The organism is Streptomyces sp. NPDC055254 (genome assembly GCF_053606025.1).
Map to the genome: position 1 here is coordinate 38,695 of NZ_JBSGQV010000004.1, position 12,774 is coordinate 51,468.

A 12,774-nucleotide genomic window follows, 5' to 3' on the forward strand; every position below is an offset into this window, starting at 1 on the left:
AAGCCCTGAGAGGCACGGCCGCCCCGGTCCGCGCTGACCACTCATGAGCTCGTGTCATGGGTGCGGTCGGCCGATGTCGCACCGCACTCTGTCCGAGGCCGGGCTGCCCCCGCCCGTCAGTAACCCGGCAGCGGGCGGCAGAGCAGCGCGGCCGGGGACGGGCGGGTGGCGGCGCGGGTGGTGAAGGCGATGCCCGCCGCGTACTCGGTGGACGCGCACTGGCCCTTGTAGTGCCCGTGCGCGAACTCCCCGCCCGGGTACCCCTGCGGGCGGTTGTCGCCCCGGTCGAACCAGAGGGTGCGTCCGCCCGCCGGGAGGGAGGTACGGGCCGGGGCGCACAGCGCCGCCGAGACCCGCTCGCCGCGCAGGCTGTAGCCGATGAGGAACTGCCCCGCCGGGCAGTGGAGTTTGGTGTACCCGGTGGCCCAGTCCCCGCCCGGCGGGACGTACCTCTCGTCGCGGACCGCGGTGGCGGAACCGGACGCGGCGCGCAGGTCGTCGGTGGCGCACAGCCCGCGTCCGCCGGTGTGGGCCAACCCTTCCAGGCGGGCGCCGTCGGGGCAGGCCGCCTTGCGGGCCCCGCTGTCCCAGTCGCCGCCGGACCGGGTCCGCAGCGAGGCGTTGTGGTCGCGGTGGTCCGTGGTCAGCTGGTAGCGGGCCGGGGTGGCGGGGACGGGGCCGGTCCGGCCCGGGGCGCCGACGAGGGCGCTCCAGGGCGCGGTGCGCCAGTCCCCCGGATCCAGCACTCCGGTCCGGCGGCCGGTGCTGTCGTAGCGGAGCACGGCCCAGGTGTCGCCCCCGGGCGCGCCCTGGACGGTGGTGCTCCAGCCCACCAGGGGCCAGTACGCGAAGTCGGCGTCCGTGCGGGTCAAGTAGGCGGTGAGGTGGTCGAACCAGGCGCGCGGGGCGGCGCCGTTCTCGTCGGCGCCGATGCCGAACTCGCTGATCCAGACGGGGGCGGTGAAGTGCGCGCCGGTCTCGGCCGAGACGAAGAACGCCTGGTCGTGGAGGGTCTGATCCAACTGGGCGCGGGTCAGGTCCTGGTAGCGCGGGTCGCTGGTCTCGCCGAGACCGGTCGCGCCGCTGTGGCGCGGGCCGGTGTAGCCGTAGAAGTGGGCCGAGTAGACCAGCTTGCCGGAGACGACGAGGGTGTGGGACAGGGTGTGCACGGGGGTGAGGGTGGGACGGCCGTGCGGGAAGCCGTCCACGGGCAGGCCGGTCCAGTTGATGCCCTCGATCACGATCAGCAGGTCGGGGTTGGCCTCGGTGAGGATGCGGTCGGCCGCCTCCTGGGCGGCGGCGTGCCAGTCGTGTCCGTCGCCGAGGCCCCAGTTGGGGTCGTCGAAGACGTCGCGGCGCACCTCGTTGTAGAGGTCGGCGCCGACCACGCGCGGGTCGTCACGGTAGCGGCGGGCGAGGAACACCCAGTCGTCGGCCCACTGGGCGGTGGAACGGCCGCTGTTCCAGCGTTCGTTGCCGTCCAGACCGCAGCACCACCGGGTGGTCACGGTGTGGTTGTTGAGGATGACGGCGAAGTTCTCGGCGGTGAGCGCGGCGACCACGGCGTCGAACACCTGGAGCGGGGTCCGGCCGCGCAGGGCGGGATTGGCGGTGACGGCCGCGTCCGGCACCGGGGCGGTGGTGCGGAGCATCTCGTTGGAGAACGGCAGCCGGATGCTGTTGAGCCCGAGGGCGCGGTAGTCGGCCAGCAGGGTGGACAGGGGTACGCGGTCCAGGCCGAGGGGGATGCCGTACGCGTGCTGCCCGCTGTGGTGGGTGGCCGGGTCGTCCCGGTCGCCGGAGCCGTTCCATGACCCTTGGGCACCGTCCCAGTTCCCCGAGCGCAGCCGGAAGCGGTCGCCCCGCGCGTCGACCACGTACCGGCCCCGCGTGGACAGGGGCGGCGCCCAATCCGCCGTGGCTCCGGCCGGCTCGACCGCGGCCGTGCCGGTCGGGGCGGCCGCGGGCGCCGCGGCCCGGGCGGGCAGGACACCCGCGGCGAGCAGCAGGGCGCACAGGACCGCGCGCAAGAGGTTCTTCATATCGCTCCCACCGGGCTGCCGCCGTCCGGGGGCGGTCGGCGCGGCGGCCAAGTTACCGGCCGGTCGCTCAGGGTGGAAGCAGGGAATCACGTCCGGTTTCCGGAGCGAACCGCTCCAACCCGATCACACAGGGTTACTTCCGCCCCTGCGGGCCCCCACGTACTGGCGCTCCGGCGGGCTCCCGGAAGAGGCAGGGCCCGTTCCGCCGGACGTGGGCCACACTGGGGGAAGCAGGAGTGTCGTGGGGGGTCGTGATCGGAGGCCGTCGTGAGCACACCTTCCCCCGTTCGGATCGCTGCCGTCCTGTCCACCGAGCATCGCGGACGGCTGATGTCGCGAGCCCGCGAGGTCAATTTCCCGGAGGGAACGCGGATCTTCGACGAGGGCGCGCGGGCCGATTCCTTCTGGATCGTGCGCTCCGGCACCGTGACCCTGGAAATCCCCGTGCCCGGCCACAAGGCAGCGCAGGTGGAGAACCTCGGCCCCGGCGAGCTGGTGGGCTGGTCGTGGCTGTTCCCGCCGTACGTGTGGCAGCTGGCGGCGGAGGCGATGACCCCGGTGCGCGCGTACGAGTTCGACGCGCACGCCGTCCGGATGCTGATGGACGCCGATCCCGCCTTCGGCTCGGCGGTCGGGCACTGGGTGGGGCGCGTCCTCGCCCTGCGGTTGCACCAGACGCGGACCCGACTGCTCGACCTGTACGCCCCGCGCCTCACGGCGAGCTGACCTGCGCGGCCCGCCGCGGCGGGCCGCGCGGCGCGCCGATGGGCGACCGCGCGACCGGCGGCGGGGTTTCGGGGGGATGTCCCGGTCGGTGTTCGGCCGATTCCACGGGCGGCTGCGGCACTGGTCAGCCCGGGGCCCCGGCTGCGGTCTGCACTCATCCGTACACGATCGGTGACGAAAAATGGAGGTACGAACGGGCGTTCGCGCTCGCTCTGGGCAAGACTCTGTCCGCTATCCGAAACACCGACTTCAAGGGAGTGTTCGAAATGCGGTCCATCTCAAGGGGTCTCGCCCTCGGTTCCGCCGCGATGGCGCTCACCGCGCTCACGGCGCTGGCCTGGCCCGGAGCGGCCGGGGCCGCACCGGCGGGCACGGCGAGCCTCTACCCGCCGTCGGCGCTCGTGCTCGCCCTCACGGCGGGGGAGGACGCCGACGCGGGCACCGTGGTGCGGGCGGTGACGCTCGTGTGCGCACCGGCTCCGGCGGGGACGCACCCGAACCCGGCGGCCGCCTGCGCCGAGTTGCGCGCGAATCAGGCCGGATGGGACGCGCTCGCGGCGCCGGCCGCCGACACCGCGTGTACCAGGGAGTGGAACCCGATGACGGTGACGGCGGACGGAGTGTGGGAGGGCGGCAGGGTCGGCTACGCGTACACCTTCGCCAACCCGTGCGGCCTGCGGAACTCCAACGGCGTGCTGTTCGACTTCTGACGGACTCCCCGCGACGGGCAGCGTGGAGACCGGACTTCGGGTCGGTCGGCGTCGGGCACGTCGACCGAGACCGCCCGGCCGGGCGCGTGCCGTGCGAGCACTCAGCCGGCGCAGATCACGTCGTCCAGCAGGATGGGCCGGGAGTCGAGGCGGACGTACGCGGTGAAGGTGTCCGTGTCGGCGGCTCCCCAGTGCGTGGTGACGGTGGCCCAGCCCACCCCGGCCGACTGGACGACGGTGACCGGGCCGACGCCGATGTCCTGCGGCTCGTTCTGGGCGCAGAGCAGAACGTCGACGTCGCCCTCCTTGTTCGCGTTCTGCTTGTCCTTGAGGACCTGGGAGACCTCGGTCTCCCGGCTGTGCGCGGTCGGGCCGTGGTCGCCGTAGAAGGCGCTGAGGAAACGGCTGATGTCGGCGGCGGTGTGCCCCTGCTGGATCTGTGCCGCCCGGTCCGCCTGGGCCGCCGCCGAGGCGGAGGCCGGGGCCGACAGGGCGAGCAGGGCCGGCAGCAGGGCGCCGAGAAAGTAGGTCTTGAGCGTCATGTCCGGCTTTGTACCCGCTCGGCGGGTGCACCGGGCCGGGTGCCGCACTGATCTCACTCCTGTGGGGGGCGTGATTCACCGGGCACCGGCCACCCGCTCGCGACGGCGCGGCGACCGCGGCCCGGGGTCACGGCGCCAGGTGCGCGGCGTTCGGCCGTGCCCCCGGGACCGCGATCTCCACCCGCATCCGCCGCGACCGGCGGTGGAGCGGTCTTCCCGGGCAACTACTCCCCGTCGGCGGCGCGGCGCATCGCCGCCACGTCCAGCTTCTTCATCCGCATCATCGCGGCGGTGGCCCGCGCCGCCCGCGCCGGGTCCGGGTCGGAGACCAGGTCGATGGCCTCCTCCGGAGTGACCTGCCAGGACACACCGAACTTGTCCTTGACCCAACCGCAGGCCGATTCCTGGCCACCGTCCCTGGTCAGGGCCTCGTAGTAGTAGTCCGCCTCCGCCTCGTCGGCGCACCGGATCTGGAAGGAGACCGCCTCGGTGAAGGGGAACTGCGGGCCTCCGTTGAGACCGATGAACTTCTGCCCGTTGATCTCGAATTCGACGACCATCACCGACCCGGCCGGGCCGGGTCCCGCCTCCGTGTAGCGGCCGATCCTGCCGAGCCTGCCGTCCTTGAAGACGGACAGGTAGTAGTCGGCGGCGGCCTCCGCGTCGCCGTCGAACCACAGGCACGTGGTGAATCCGTTGCTGGTCATGGCTGCCTCCAGGCGCGTGCGGGGCGGATGGATCCCTTCCCTCACATACAGACCGGCCCCGGGCCCGAAATTCATCGGTGGGCCCGGGGCCGGTCCGTGTTCGCCTGCTTTTCGCCCGTCCGGCCTACTGCGCGGGCTCGGCGCCCTTGGCGAGCATGCGGTCGACGACGCGCTCCGCGGCGCGGCCGTCGTCGAGGTCGCAGAACTCGGCGCGGAACGCCGCCCGGGCCTCGGCGTACTCGGCGCTCACCGCGTCCACGTCGCGCACGGCGTCGATCAGGCTCGTGGAATCCGCCAGCAGCGGGCCGGGCGCCTTCTCCGTCAGGTCGAAGTTGAAGCCGCGCAGCGTGCTCCGGTAGTGCTCAAGGTCATAGGTGAAGAGCAGGATCGGCTTGTCGGTCAGCGCGAAGTCGAAGATCGCGGAGGAGTAGTCCGAGATCAGGACGTCGGCGACGAGCAGCAGGTCGGTGGCGTCGGGCCAGCGGGAGACGTCGACGACGAAGCCGTCGCGGACGCCGTCGCGGACCTGCTCGCCCACATGGTGGTGGCCGCGGACCAGCAGGACGTGGTCCTCGCCGAGCCGGCGGCGGGCCTGCTCCAGGTCGATCCGCAGGTCGAGCTTGTAACCGCCGGACCAGCCTTCGCAGTTCTCCCGCCACGTCGGCATGTAGAGGACGACCTTCTTGCCCTCGGGCAGGCCGAGGCGGCGCCGGACCTCCGCGATCCGCTCCGCGTCGGGCCGCACGAGGGCGTCCGTCCGCGGGCTGCCGGCCTCGATGACCTCGCCCTCGTAACCGAGCGCGCGCTTGAGCAGCGGCGTCGCGTACGAGCTCGGGGAGGCGAGGAGCGACCACTGGGCGCTGTCGTGCGCCAGCCCCTCCAGGATCTCGGGGCTGGTGTAGTAGTCGTGGACGAAATCGTGACCGATCTGCTTGATCGGTGTGCCGTGCCAGGTCTGGACGACGACCTGTCCGGGGCGGCGCTGGAAGCGGGTCGGAACACTGTCGTTGGTCACGAAGTACCGGGCCCGGGCCAGCAGGTCCCACGATTCGACGCTGCCGTACTGGACGGCGCGTGCCGTCGCGGGGACCTCGGCCCGGCCGTCGCGGACCAGCCAGACGTGCTCCAGCTTCTCGCCCCGGCGCAGCAGCTCCTCGTGGATGGCCCGGGGCGAGTCGCCCGCGCCGTTCCCGCGGAAGGTGTCGTAGACCACCACGTCCTTGACCGGCAGGGCGCGCTGCGCCGGGTAGGTCTCGAAACGGGCCACGCGCTGGGCGAAGTTGGAGCGGTCGTGCGGGCTGAGCAGCGGGTCGGCGACCAGCACCATGCGGTCGTAGAAGCGGGTCTCGACCCGCATCCGGCGACCCAGCACGGTGAGGGGCACGGGTCCGGAGAAGAGCAGCCCGGGGGCCACCTGTACGGGGGCGCCGCGGTCGACGCCGAGCAGGCCGGCGGTGGTTCCGCCCTGGGCGGCCGGGCGCAGGGTCGGCCACCAGCGGCCCTCGGGGAGGGTGGTGCGGCCGGCGTACGCCTCGGGGAGCACGGGCTCGAAGGTGGTCTCGAAGGTGTCCCCGTCGCGGTCGACGGGGTAGCTGAACTCCACGCCGTGCACGTTGTGCAGGACGAGCTCGTAGGGCTCGTCGGTGGGCGCGACGAAGCGGCCGCGCAGGGTCACGGCGCCGTCCGTCGCGGCGACCTCGTCGACCAGCGGCGGCGAGGGCTGCACGGAGAGGGTCAGGTGCCCGGTGTTGCCGCGCTTGGCGAACAGGGCGCGGGAGGTGTCCCCTCCGGGCAGCGGCAGGACCAGGCCGGCGAAACCGCCGCGCTCGTCGTGGACCAGGCGGTGCTGGGTGCCGTCGGCCCCGAGCACGGACAGGCTCCAGGGCTCCGGGGTCCACTCGCCGGGCTCGCACTCGGCGTCCGGTACGGCGGCCAGGTCGGCCAGCGGCACGCGGACGGTGAACGGGACGCGGCCGGAGCCGGCGGCGGTGGTCTCCAGCGGGACGGAGAGGACGGCTCCGGTGCTGACGTGGACGGCCTGCAGGGTCGCGGCGGCCCCGACCTCGGCGGCGAGTTCGCCGGCGATCTCGACGGCGTCGTCACCGGCCGGGCGGACGTCGAGGGCGCGGGCGCGTACGAGCTCGACCTGGACGGTGAAGGCACCGGCCACGGTCGGCACGATCCGGACGTCCGGGGCGACCCAGTGCGGGGGCGGGTTCTGCCCGGTGTTGTGCTCACCGCCGCGCAGGCGGGCGCGGTGCAGGCCGCCGGCGCCGGTGACGGCGACCGAGGTGGTCCATATCCCTTCGCGCCACGTGCCGCCCGACTGGAAGATCGAGGGGTCGACGACCGCGGTGAAGCCGGCCCAGTCGGCGTGCCGCAGCGCGAGGTGCGGGGCGTTGACCGTGGCCATCGGCGAGGCGACCGTACGGGTGCTGACGACGGAGCGGCGGCGCTTGCCCCCCTCGCGGAAGACGAGCATCTTGCGCGAGCCGAGGCGGCTCTCCGCGCCGAGGTGGCCGGGCAGGGCGTAGCCGCGCAGCAGCAGCTTGCCGTCGGCCCAGGCGGCCTGCTCCAGGCGGCTGACGACGCGGCGCTCGCGCGGGCCGAGGGTGAGGATCTTGGCCGGGACCGGCGGGCGGCCCTGCAGGAACGGGTAGTCGGCCTGCGGGCGGGCGAGGCCCTTGACCGGCACGCTGTAGTGGTAGTCGCGCTGGTGGTCCTGGAGCGCGATGAACTCCTCGACCCGGCCTTCACTGGCGAGGTACGCCTTGAGGCGGTCGGCGACGGTGAGGTCGGACCAGGGGCCGGTGCCGATCTCGCGGACGAGGCCGCCGACCTCCTTGACGAACGCGGCGCGGAAGTCGGCGCCGCCCTCTCCGACGTACTTGTAGATGAGCGGGAGTTCCTCGCTCAGCACGTTGTAGTCGTAGTCGCGCAGGTAACGGGTGTACTTCGCGCCCTGTCCCTGCTTGGCCTTGAGGGACTCGCGGACCAGGCGGACGGAGGTGACGCGGTCGATGAGGGAGACGGGGTCGGTGGAGCGCTGGGTGATGGAGCGCTCGCCCGTCTCGCGGACGCGCCAGTGGTAGACGCAGTCGCTGAGGATGTCGACGCTGGATGCGAAGTAGTGGGCGGGGATGCTGACGGGGGCGTCCTCGTAGAGGATGCCCTCCGGGTACTGGAAGCCGTGCCGGTCCCAGAAGCTGCGCCGGTAGACCTTGTTCCACGCGGTGCGGTCGGTGACCAGCGCCGGGAACTTGGAGATGTGCGTCTTCAGCTGGGTCTTGGCGAAGGCCGCCCGGTGGCCCCAGGACTGCTGCATGCCGACGGAGCGGAAACGCTTCACGTTGCCGCCGGCGAAGTCCGAGCCCGTCTCGTCGAGGGCCTCGATGAGCCGCTGGTACGCGTAGTCGGGCATGGTGTCGTCGCTGTCGACGAAGGCCAGGTACTCGCTGTCCTTGTCCGCGTGCCGGGCGCCGACGTTGCGTGCGGCGCCGAGGCCGGCGTTGTCCTGCATGACGACCCGGAAGCGCTTGTCCCGTGCGGCGAAGGCCTTGGCTATGACAGCGCTGGTGTCCGTGGACCCGTCGTCCACGAGGATGACCTCGAAGTCTTCGAAGGTCTGAGCGGCGATGGATTCCAGGCACTCGTCGAGGTAGAGCTCGACGTTGTAGACGGGGACGACGATGCTCAGGCGCGGGGGCATGGGTGGCGGGTTCTCCAGCGTTTTATGCTTTATCGATGATCAGCTACTCACAGCATCTTACTCTGTAACAGAATCATAAAGTCGCCGCATCCCGGACATAGTGCAGCCGATCGTCGGGGCGGACGGCAAAGAATTAAGCCGCCCGCCACCTCGACGACGCGGTCCGACGGGCTCGGGCGCCGGTCAGACCTCTAGTTCGGCCTCGATCTTCTTCAGTTGATGGCGGGCCATCGCGAGGTTGGCCCGGCCCTTGTCGAGTGCCAGGTAGAGGAAGAAGCCGGTGGCGTTGCGGCCCTTGAGCAGCCTGATGAGGTGGTACTGGCCGCCGAGGGTGATGAGGATGTCCTCGATCTCGTCGTTGAGCCCGAGCATCTCCATCGTCCGGACCTTGGCGCGCACCACGTCGGTGTTGCCCGCGGCGGCGACCGTGAGGTCGAGGTCCTTGCTGCCGCCGATCGTGCCGAGGGCCATGCCGCTGCTGTAGTCGACCAGGGCGGCGCCGATCGCGCCCTCGATCGTGGTGGTGGCTTCCTTGAGCGCGGTCTCCACATTGACCATGACGGTTCCTCTTTCTCTTTCGCTGGTTACGGGATCCGGTGACGGGTCCGGGTGAGCGGGTCCGGGGCGGTCCCGCCGCGGGGTTCGGTCAGGCCGACGGGGCGCCGGGGCCCCGCCTGCCGAGGGTGCGGTCGATGAGCTCGGATATGCGAAGGCTGGAACGCCGGGCTTCCAGGTGGAGCCGTCCGACGTTGACGCGCGGTTCCGCGATGAGGGTGAGGACGGCCGCCTCGCCCGCCGCATAGGTGGCGGTGTATCCGCGCTCACCGCGTACGAGCAGCTCGCGGAATCCCCCCTGGCCGGTGCAGTCGCTGAGGCGCTGGGCCACTCCGAGGGCGGCTGCGGTCAGGGCGGCGACGGACTCCGCCTCGGTGGCCGCGCTGTCGTGGGCGAGTACCAGGCCGTCCGCGCTCGCCGCGAGGGCGCCGGTGAGCTGGGGCAACCGGGCACGCAGTCTGCGGAGCTCGGCGAGTATCTCGGCCACCGCTTCGGCCGGCACCGTACTCATGTCTGCCTTTCTCCTTTCGGGCTGCCTCCGCTCGGAGCGGTCGGCGCGCAGGACCGGTCGCAGCGGGAGCCTCACAGGCTTGCCTCCAGTGCGTCGCGTAACCGGCGGAGCAGCGCCACGTCCGGGGATTGGGCCTGGGTCATCCAGTCGGGCAGCGCGGGCGGCGGGGGGGCCGGTGCGTGCGGCGTCTCGACCAGTCCGGCGGCCGCGAGGCGCCGTACGTCGAGCAGGGTGTGGAAGGCCGGCCGGCCCAGGGCCCACGCCAGATCGGCGGGGGTCCGTACGCCGTCCGCCCGGTCCAGCAGGAGCCGCTGGCGGACGGTGATCGTCTGGCCCGGGGCGGCGGCCCGGGGCACCACCGGCGCGGTGTCCAGCAGCGGGTAGGGCCAGACCGCGTCGAGCAGCTCGCGGCGGCGCCGGGTCTCGCGTTCGACGGCGGCGGCGGGCACCGAGCGGACCGAGCCGATCCAGTGGGTGGCCCCGCGGCGGAACCGGGAGGGGCCGCTCCCCGGGGACAGGGCGAAGAACGCGGCGTCGAAGATGGCGGCGAGGTGGCAGATCTCCAGCTCACCGCCCGCGAGGCCGCCGCTGTCGACGAGGAAGCGGGCCACCTGGCGGCGGGCGCCGGCCCGGTCCACGGCCTCGCGCCAGCGTTCGGGGGCGAGCCCGCCGCCGGCGGTCAGCAGGACGTCGAGGCCGGGGGTGGCCGGGCTCTCGGCGTGCACTATGCGGCCGTCCTCCAGGAAGAGGGTGCCGCGGTCGCGGAGCAGGGCGCCCGTCGCCCGCTCGGCGGCGAGGCGGGTGAGCAGGGGGGAGACGGCGACGGAGAGCCCGGTCGCCGCGGCCGGGACCGTCACCGGAGCACCAGCCCTTCGGCCAGGGCGCGGAGTCTGTAGCGGGCGAGGGCGAGGTTGCCGTCGGTGCGGTCCAGCCACAGGTGCAGGAAGACACTGCTGTCGAAGCTGGTCTCGACGAAGCGGAGCACGTGGTAGCCGGTGCGGGTGGTGACGATGAGGTCCTCGACGGGCGGGCCCGCGGCCGAGGGGTCCCCGTCGTCGCCGGATATCGGACCGGGTAACGGTGCGAAGGACTCGTACTCGGCGGCCGCCCGGGCCAGCTCGGCGGTCTCGGCAGCGGTCGTCTCGTGATCACCGACGGGCGACTCACCGGCGGTGCCGAGGGCCAGTCCGCTGCTCCAGTCGACCAGCGCGGCCCCCCGCGCACCTGGCAAGGCCATGGCTTCGAGCAGGCATTCGTCGATCCCGGGCACGCGGGCTCCCCTCCCGGCCGGACGTGCGGGCTGCACGGTCGTACGGCGCGACAGGAGGGAACTTACTCAACTTCCACAGGCCGAAAGGGCGTTCTGGCATTTTCCGCTGGAACATGCGTCGAACCGCGTGACAGCTTGGCCGGAACCCGTCGGCTTTTGATCACGAAGCGAGCGGGAGATCGTCCGCGAGCCGGAAGGAGCCGTCCTCGTGCTGGACATAGCCCTCGTGGCTGAGGGTCCGCAGCAGGTGGTAGACGGTGGGCAGCGGAATGCCCGTGAGCCGGGCGAGTCGCTTGGCCGTCGCGCCGCCCTCCGCGTGCATCGCTTCCACGAGGCGCAGCGCACGCTGTACGGAACCGATGAGAGTGGGTGTACTGGCCTTGTGGTTGCGGTCGGTGCCCATGCGTAGTCCCCCTGCTCCGGTGCGAGGCCTGGCGGACCCATCAAAGCCACTCGCCGCCCGCAAAACCAGCGGACGCGCGTAAACCTGAGCATAAGATCAACTCATGCGGTGTCGGGCCGCGTCGTTCCGGTGCCGCCGCCCGCCCCTGCGCCGACGGACCGCCCTCCTCGCGCCGACGGACCCCTTCCGCCGCGAAGGGCTCCGCGGGCCGCCGCTGTCGAGGCCCTCCCCAGCGCCCACTCCCCCGTGTCAGGCTGCGCGTCATGGAGCGGATCATCGAGGAGATACGTGAGGACCTGGCCCGCCGGATCGCCGTCGCGGCGGACCGGCTCGCCGTCCTGACCCTGGCCGAGGATCCCGCGTACGCCGCCCTCCTCGGCCGGGCCGAGCTGCGCGAGCGGATCCACCACAAGCTCCGGCAGGCCGTCGAGGGCCTGGTCCGCAGTTCCCGGGACCTGTCCGTCGAGCTGGCCGACGCCCGGGCGACGGGAACCCTGCGCGCCGAACAGGGGCTGCCGCTGACCTCGCTGCTGCGCACGTACCGGCGGGGCGGGCGGGTGCTGTGGCAGACCCTCACCGAGGCGGTGGCCGCACACGACCGGGCGGCGCTGCCCGCGATGGTGCCGGGCGCGACCGCGTTGTGGGACGTCCTGGACCAGGTGACGGACGCGGTCGCCGAGGCGTACCGGCACACCGAGGCCACCCGAAGCGACCGCGACCGGGAGCGCCGCGCCGCCCTGCTGGACGCCCTGCTGGACGGCGGAGGCGCCGCCGGCGGTCCCACCGCCTCGGAGGCCGCCGCCCAGTTGGGGCTGCCGGACCGGGGCCGGTTCGCGGTCGTCGTCCTGGGGCCCGCCGGCTGCGCGCCCGGGCCCGCCGCCGCCTCGGACCCCCTCGCGGGCGCCGCCCCGGCCGACGGGCCGCGCGTGCTGTGGCGCGTCCGGGCCGACGGGGAGACCGGGGTCGTCGAGCTGGGCCACCACCCCCTGGAGTCCGTACGGGACCTGCTCGCGCCGCTCGGGGTCCGCGCCGGCGTCGGTCCGGTCGTGGCGTCGCCCGCCGAGCTGGCCCGGGCGTACCGGCTGGCGGCGCTGGCGCTGCGCACCGTACCTGCGTCCGCCGCCCCCCGCACCGCGCTGCTGGACGAGCGGCTGCCGGCGGCCCTGGTGGCCGCGCAGGCGGAACTCGCCGACCGGCTGCGCCGGGTGGTGCTGGGGCCGGTGCTGGCCCTGCCCGCCGAGGACCGCCGGGTGCTGTTGACGACCCTGGGCACGTGGCTGGGCTGCCAGGGCTCGACCGCCTACGCCGCGCAGCGGCTGTACTGCCACCGCAACACCGTCTCCAACCGGCTGCGGCGGCTGGAGCAGCTCACCGGCCGCTCCCTGTCCGACCCGGAGCACGTGGTGGAGCTGGCACTGGCGCACACGGCGGTGATGCAGCGGGCCGCCGGGGAGCGGGGCCCCGCCCACGCCCGGCCGAACCCTTCGTGGCCGCAGCCCTCGTAGCTACGACCCCGTAGCCCCGGCCTGGTACCTACCGCATGTCGGGCCCTGCCCCTACGAGTGCCGTGTCCTGCCGGAATCCGCCCCGGCGCCGAGC

The 12,774-nt window shown here is 73.1% G+C and carries 12 protein-coding genes; 3 read left to right on the forward strand and 9 right to left on the reverse strand.

Going from position 1 to position 12,774, the window contains the following annotated elements:
- Positions 1 to 116: 116 nt before the first annotated feature.
- Positions 117 to 2,042, reverse strand: coding sequence for a glycoside hydrolase family 5 protein (locus ACWFQ8_RS05660; protein ID WP_453784914.1), 1,926 nt, complete (start codon positions 2,040 to 2,042; stop codon positions 117 to 119).
- A gap of 267 nt (positions 2,043 to 2,309) precedes the next feature.
- Between ACWFQ8_RS05660 and ACWFQ8_RS05665 the strand changes: the two genes are divergently transcribed.
- Positions 2,310 to 2,768 carry a Crp/Fnr family transcriptional regulator gene (locus tag ACWFQ8_RS05665; protein ID WP_453784915.1) on the forward strand — a complete coding sequence of 153 codons (459 nt, stop codon included), beginning with the start codon at positions 2,310 to 2,312 and terminating at the stop codon, positions 2,766 to 2,768.
- 266 nt (positions 2,769 to 3,034) lie between these two features.
- Positions 3,035 to 3,478, forward strand: coding sequence for a subtilase-type protease inhibitor (locus ACWFQ8_RS05670; protein WP_453784916.1), 444 nt, complete (start codon positions 3,035 to 3,037; stop codon positions 3,476 to 3,478).
- 101 nt (positions 3,479 to 3,579) lie between these two features.
- On the opposite strand, the gene ACWFQ8_RS05675 is transcribed toward ACWFQ8_RS05670, so the two are convergent.
- From ACWFQ8_RS05675 to ACWFQ8_RS05710, 8 genes are all read right to left on the reverse strand, one after another.
- Positions 3,580 to 4,020, reverse strand: a complete 441-nt coding sequence (locus tag ACWFQ8_RS05675; RefSeq protein WP_453784917.1) for a hypothetical protein — start codon at positions 4,018 to 4,020, stop codon at positions 3,580 to 3,582.
- Positions 4,021 to 4,244: 224 nt separating this feature from the next.
- Positions 4,245 to 4,727 (reverse strand): VOC family protein, encoded by a 483-nt coding sequence (locus tag ACWFQ8_RS05680; RefSeq protein WP_453784918.1) that lies wholly within the window; start codon positions 4,725 to 4,727, stop codon positions 4,245 to 4,247.
- 124 nt (positions 4,728 to 4,851) lie between these two features.
- Positions 4,852 to 8,436 (reverse strand): bifunctional glycosyltransferase/CDP-glycerol:glycerophosphate glycerophosphotransferase, encoded by a 3,585-nt coding sequence (locus ACWFQ8_RS05685; protein ID WP_453784919.1) that lies wholly within the window; start codon positions 8,434 to 8,436, stop codon positions 4,852 to 4,854.
- Between the two features lie 183 nt (positions 8,437 to 8,619).
- Entirely contained in the window at positions 8,620 to 8,994 is a 375-nt protein-coding gene (locus tag ACWFQ8_RS05690) for a hypothetical protein (protein WP_453784920.1), read from the reverse strand.
- Positions 8,995 to 9,082: 88 nt separating this feature from the next.
- On the reverse strand, positions 9,083 to 9,502 hold the full coding sequence (locus ACWFQ8_RS05695; RefSeq protein ID WP_453784921.1) for a roadblock/LC7 domain-containing protein: 420 nt from the start codon (positions 9,500 to 9,502) through the stop codon (positions 9,083 to 9,085).
- 71 nt (positions 9,503 to 9,573) lie between these two features.
- The gene (locus ACWFQ8_RS05700; RefSeq protein WP_453784922.1) at positions 9,574 to 10,359 is read right to left on the reverse strand and encodes a transcriptional regulator; all 786 of its coding nucleotides are present in this window, start codon (positions 10,357 to 10,359) and stop codon (positions 9,574 to 9,576) included.
- Positions 10,356 to 10,772, reverse strand: a complete 417-nt coding sequence (locus tag ACWFQ8_RS05705) for a hypothetical protein (RefSeq protein WP_453784923.1) — start codon at positions 10,770 to 10,772, stop codon at positions 10,356 to 10,358. The genes ACWFQ8_RS05700 and ACWFQ8_RS05705 overlap by 4 nt, the downstream gene beginning before the upstream one ends.
- Positions 10,773 to 10,932: 160 nt before the next feature.
- Positions 10,933 to 11,175, reverse strand: a complete 243-nt coding sequence (locus tag ACWFQ8_RS05710) for a helix-turn-helix domain-containing protein (RefSeq protein ID WP_453784924.1) — start codon at positions 11,173 to 11,175, stop codon at positions 10,933 to 10,935.
- 263 nt (positions 11,176 to 11,438) lie between these two features.
- Here ACWFQ8_RS05710 and ACWFQ8_RS05715 point away from each other — a divergent pair, with 263 nt between their 5' ends.
- Positions 11,439 to 12,680, forward strand: a complete 1,242-nt coding sequence (locus ACWFQ8_RS05715; protein ID WP_453784925.1) for a PucR family transcriptional regulator — start codon at positions 11,439 to 11,441, stop codon at positions 12,678 to 12,680.
- The last annotated feature ends 94 nt before the right edge of the window (positions 12,681 to 12,774 follow it).